The organism is Phormidium sp. CCY1219 (assembly GCF_035615515.1).
GTDB lineage: Bacteria > Cyanobacteriota > Cyanobacteriia > Cyanobacteriales > Laspinemataceae > CCY1219.
In genome coordinates this window covers 1-5,773 of sequence record NZ_JAJENT010000956.1, presented here as the reverse complement: position 1 = coordinate 5,773, position 5,773 = coordinate 1, and the positions used below count along the sequence as shown (strand labels likewise).

2 protein-coding genes are annotated in these 5,773 nt (G+C 55.2%); both read left to right on the top strand.

Annotated features, from left to right (window positions below; genetic code table 11):
- The first annotated feature begins 394 nt into the window (after nucleotides 1-394).
- On the top strand, nucleotides 395-2,950 hold the full coding sequence (locus LKK83_RS30840; protein WP_324635293.1) for an SLBB domain-containing protein: 2,556 nt from the start codon (nucleotides 395-397) through the stop codon (nucleotides 2,948-2,950).
- Nucleotides 2,951-3,132: 182 nt separating this feature from the next.
- Complete coding sequence (locus tag LKK83_RS30835) at nucleotides 3,133-5,445, top strand: GumC family protein (RefSeq protein WP_324635292.1); 2,313 nt, start codon at nucleotides 3,133-3,135, stop codon at nucleotides 5,443-5,445.
- The last annotated feature ends 328 nt before the right edge of the window (nucleotides 5,446-5,773 follow it).

The window sequence follows — 5,773 nt, the reverse complement described above, 5'->3', positions numbered from 1 at the left end:
TTCTAGCAGGAGGCAGAGCCTCCAGAGGCCCGTTCCCAGGCAATTCTTTTTAAAACTATTCCTCCGGACGCGATATTGTTTCTAGCAGGAGGCAGAGCCTCCAGAGGCTCGTTCCCAGGCTGAGCCTGGGAACGAGTAAGAGGCCCGTTCCCAGGCTGAGCCTGGGAACGAGTAAGCCTGGGAACGAGTAAGCCTGGGAACGAGTAAACCCTTCTAGGGTGCGGGGGGCTTTTTTCCGAGCGATCGCTCTCCGGTCAACTACAGCGTTTCAACGATAAAATAGATTGAGTGTTCCTGACGGTGTGTCGCCAGGGAACTGTAACCCATTCCTCGGCAAAGCCATCGCTCGTCGGGTCTCCCCAATACTGTTGCCAATTATAAATAAATAACTTCTATGTCTAATCACCGGTTTGGCGATCGCTGGTCGCCGCACATCCTTACCCTTCCCGTTACCAGTTTGAGCCTCTCGGCGTTAATGGCCATCAGCGGATCCACAGGCGCGATCGCTGCACCCTCCCCGTCACCGAAGCCAGCTCAGAGTCTCCTCGCCCAAGGCGTCCCCCTACAAGAAGCCTACACCCTCGGCTCGGGAGATAGAATTCAAATCGATATTTTCAACGTGCCGGAATACAGCGGCGAAAATGGTCAGCATCTGGTGCTGGTGGATGGCACCCTCAATTTACCCCTAGTGGGCAGAGTCTCTGTGCAAGGGCTGACCTTGGAACAAGCCGCTACTCGACTCAGAAGCCTCTATGCCCCCTACCTGCAACGCCCGGAATTCCTCACCATCTCTCTGCTCGCAAGACGTCCGGTACAGGTGGGTATCTCGGGGGAAGTGCGGCGACCTGGCTCCTACACCCTTTCGATGAATCAAGAAGGAGCCAATCAACGGCCCACCATTACCAGCGCGATCGAACGGGCTGGGGGCATTACGCCGACGGCCAACATCCAGCAAATCCAACTCCTGCGCCGCCAGCGGGGCGGACCGGCGCAACTAATTACCCTGGATTTAACCAGCTTAGTCCAGCTAGGAGACCTCAGTCAAGACATCACCTTGCGCGATGGGGACACCGTTTTTATTCCCCCCGACCCCAACTTGAACCCCGCCGCCGCCCGTCAACTGGCGGATGCCAGTATTGCCGGCGACGCCTCGCAACCGGTAAATATCGCCGTGGTGGGAGAAGTCAACCGTCCGGGTTCCTACACGGTCAGCCGGGTGGATGAAAGCGGCGGACTGCTCACCTTAACCCGCGCCCTACAAACCGCCGGCGGCGTCACCCAATCTGCAGAAGTGGGACAGATTCAAGTGCGGCGACAACCGAAAGCCGGTCCGGCACAAATTCTGTCCGTCAACCTGTGGCAACTCCTAAGCGGCGATATCAATCAAGACATCATCCTGCAACAAGGCGATACCATTTACGTTCCCACGGGCAATGGTTTCAATCCCGCTGAATCTGCCCTGTTAGCAGAATCCAATTTTGCCGGCGACCCCTCGCAACCGGTGAATATCGCCGTGGTGGGAGAAGTGGGGCAACCCGGTTCCTACACCATCACCCGGGTGGATGAAAGCGGCGGACTGCTCACCGTCACCCGCGCCCTGCAAACCGCAGGCGGCGTTACCCAATCCTCGGATCTTGGCCAGATTCAAGTGCTGCGCCAACCAAAAGCTGGTGCGGCGCGCATCATCCCGGTGAACCTCTGGGCGCTGCTCAAGCAAGGAGACCTCAGCCAAGATATCATCCTGCAACAAGGGGATACCATCGTCGTGCCTACCGGAAGCGGCTTTAACCCCGCCGAAGCCTCCCTGTTAGCCGAATCCAGTTTTGCCGGAGAGGCCAGTCAACCGGTGAATATTGCCGTGTCTGGAGAAGTGGCCAGTCCGGGTTCCTACACCGTGAGCCGGGTGGATGAAAGTGGCGGGCTGCTCACGGTTAGCCGCGCCCTGCAAACCGCAGGCGGTGTCACCCTTTCGGCAGATATTCGGCAAATCCGCGTGGTGCGTCGTCCGAAAGCCGGTCCGTCTCAAACCCTGGTGGTGAATCTCTGGGAAATGCTCGAACAAGGGGATTTCAGTGAAGATATCATCCTGCAACAAGGGGATACTATCGAGGTGCCCACGGCGGAAAACCCGAATCCTTTAGAAGTGGCTCGCATTGCTACGGCTAACTTTGCCGCCGATACTTCACAACCCCTGAACATTGCGGTGGTTGGCGAGGTGAACCGTCCGGGAACCTATACGGTGGCGGGGTCTGACGTGTCGGGCACCGGCGACCAGCAAACCCTCGCCGCCCCCACTGCCGGCGGCGCAGTAGTGGGGCTGCCCACGGTGACGCGCGCGATTAAAATTGCCGGGGGCATCACTCCCGCCGCAGATATTCGCCAAATCCAAGTGCTGCGACAACGCAAGGACGGCACGCAGCAAATGATTGAGGTGAATCTGTGGGAACTGTTAGATGATGGGGATTTAAGCGAAGATATTCTCCTGCAACAAGGGGATACGATTGTGGTGCAAACGGCAAGCAATATCGATTTGGCAGAAGCACCGCAAATTGCTGCCGCTAGTTTCTCTCCCAACCGGATTCAAATTAACGTGGTGGGGGAAGTGAAAAACCCCGGGACTATCCAATTGCCGCCGAATGCTTCGTTAAACCAAGCGATTCTGGCTTCTGGCGGCTTTGACAACAAGCGGGCGGAAACCGATGAGGTGGAATTGATCCGCTTGAACCCGAATGGTACGGTGTCGCGACAAGCGATTCCGATTGATTTTGCCCAAGGATTGGATGAGGAAACCAACCCGATTCTCCGCAATAATGATGTGGTGGTGGTAGGGCGATCGGGCTTCACGAGGCTCGGCGATCGCTTGGGCGCGATCGGGCAGACGATTGGCGATGTCACCAGTCCGGTGTTCTCGGTTTTCGGAATCTTCCGATTCTTGAACGTTCTGTTCTAAAATTTTCACGACTTGGGCAATACACCGCTATGTCTTTGAAATGAAGGGGATAGTAGGCATTGCCCACCCTACTACTTTCTCTACCCTTGCCCCCCAGTGGAGACACCTGAGAAGGCAAGAACACACAAGGGTCTTACCCGCCTGCTAGGATACAGATAACCACACCATACCAAGAGATCGAGATGGAGACCGCACCCAATCCTCAGCCGTTCCCACTTCACCCCAACAACAGCCAGCCTCAATTCGTGTCGGTACCTTATATGGCTGAAGTCCAGGATCCAGATGAGGAAGAACTGGATCTCGGACAGCTATTTGCTGTGATTCGTCGCCGCGCTTTTGTCATCCTGGGGGTGGCGTCGGTGGTGACTGCCGGTGTTTGGTTCTGGACTTCCAATCAAACGCCGGAGTATGAAGGGAAGTTTCAAATCTTAGTCGAACCCGTCACCAGTAACGACGATAAATTCTCTCGTCTGTCTGGAATGGCTGGGGGTTTAGGTGCCAGTTTTCTTCAGGGACAAGGGGGAGGACTGGATTATGAAAGCCAAATTACGGTGTTACAAAGTCCAAAGCTGATGGAACCCTTGATTCAGCAGCTCCAGTCCCGCTATCCCGAATTAGAGTACAATGGTCTTGTCGGAGGCAAGGAAGGGCCTCTGTCTCTAGAGCAATTGCAAGGGGCTGGGAAGGTAATCGAAATCCGTTACCGGGATTCGGAACCGGAAAAAATTCAGTTTGTGTTGGAAACCCTGAAAGATGGCTATCTGCGATACAGTTTAGAAGACCGCAAGAGCAATATCAGTCAGGGGATTCAGTTTATTGAAGACCAGCTTCCGCAGTTGCGACAGCGGGTGGATAGTCTGCAAGAACAATTACAGAAGTTTCGGCAGCAGTACAATCTCATCGAGCCGCAGATTCAAGGGGAACAACTGGCGCAGCAAATTACCAAAATTGACGATCAACTGCTAGAGGCTCAATCTCAGCTCGCTCAACAGCAACAGCTTTACAATACCCTGCGGCAAAAAATCGGGCTGGAGCAAGATACAGCGATCGCTGCTTCGGTTCTCAGTGAAGCCCCCACCTACCAAGCTCGCCTCAATCGCCTCAAAGAAATAGAAAATAAAATCGCTCAAGAATCCACTCGCTTTACCCCGACTTCCCCGCAACTTCAAGTGCTGCTGGAAGAACGACAAAAAATCGAACTGCTCTTGGGTCGGGAAGCTTCGGAAGTGTTGGGGGCACAGTTACCGGGAAATACGGGCAATCCCCAAGCGCCGTTCCAAAACTCGGTCCGCACGGGATTGATTCAAGAAATGGTGAAAGCTAGCAGCCAAGTGCAGGTGCTTCAGGTGCGGACGCAAGTGCTAAACCAAGCGGCGAAAATGTTAAGCGAATATCGGGACAATTTTCCCATCATTATTCGTCAGTACACGGACTTGCAGCGGGAATTACAGGTGGCGACCAAGACTCTCAACGAACTGCTAGCCAGACGAGAAGGGTTGCGGGTGGATGCGGCGCAAAAAGAAATCCCCTGGGAAGTGATTTCCGAGCCGAATATCCCGCGCAATCAAGAGGGAGACCCGATTCCGGTGTCCCCCAGTCTGCCCCGGAATCTGGTTCTGGGGGCAATGTTGGGCTTGATGCTGGGATTTGGGGCGGCATTGTTGGCTGAGCGGTTGGATAATGTCTTCCATAGTTCTGACGAACTGAAAGATGCGACTCGATTGCCCATCCTTGGGTCGATTCCGGTGAGCGATAGTGCGGTGGAGGTGACGCCGATGGATTCTCAGGGTGAGGCGGCGATGGATTATCCGCGCGATTATGCCTTTGTGGAAGCGTTCCGATCGCTCAATGCTAATCTGCGCTTCCTGACTCCAGGCAAACCGGTGCGATCGCTGGCGATCGCTTCGGCAACACCGGCTGAAGGCAAGTCTACGGTGGCAGTCAATCTGGCGCAAGCCGCCGCCGCAATGGGTCAGCGGGTTTTACTGGTGGATGCTGACCTGCGCTGGCCTCAGGTTCACCACTGTTTGGGCTTACCCAATCAACCGGGCTTAACTCAGGTCATCGCTACGGAACTGGATATGAATGAGGCGATCGTGCGATCGCAAAGCGACCCGAATCTCTTTGTCCTCCCGGCGGGCGCTATCCCCCCTGACCCCATCCGCATCCTCTCTTGCGACAAAATGCAAAACCTCATGCGTCAATGGCACGATCTGTTCGATCTGGTCATCTATGACACCCCTCCTCTGCTCAGTGTGGTGGATGGCAAAATGCTGGCGGCCTCTACCGATGGCCTCGCTCTGGTGGTCAGCATGGGTCAAACCGAACGTCCGGCAATTTTGCAAACCATTGAGGAATTACAAACTTCTAACACCAAGGTACTCGGCATTGTGGCCAATGGAGTCTCGGGAGACGGTCGCGGCTGGTACTATGACGATCGCCGCTACTCTCGTCCCCCCAGCGACCCCCAGGAAGAAGAGGCGATCGCCAGTTAATCCCCTTTGCCACTACAGACCTGCTAGCAAAATCTTGTCCCCACATTGGCGATCGCTGCAACCTCGGTTGCACTCCCCTGATTCGGGACAAGATTAACCTAACTTTTCCTCAATTTAGGGGTTGACAAATTGGCAATAATGTGGTATTGAGCGGATTATTGGGTCTAACCACTGGATGAGGCGGAGCCTCGGGAGCGGCGTTCCCAGGCTGGAGCCTGGGAACGAGTTAAAAATGTGGTATAGGGCGGATTATTAGCTTCTCGGCGGGAAGCCCCGCGCTCTACCCGTGCTTGGTGAGCGTCGGGATGAGAGCCAGGGGAAATGGAGG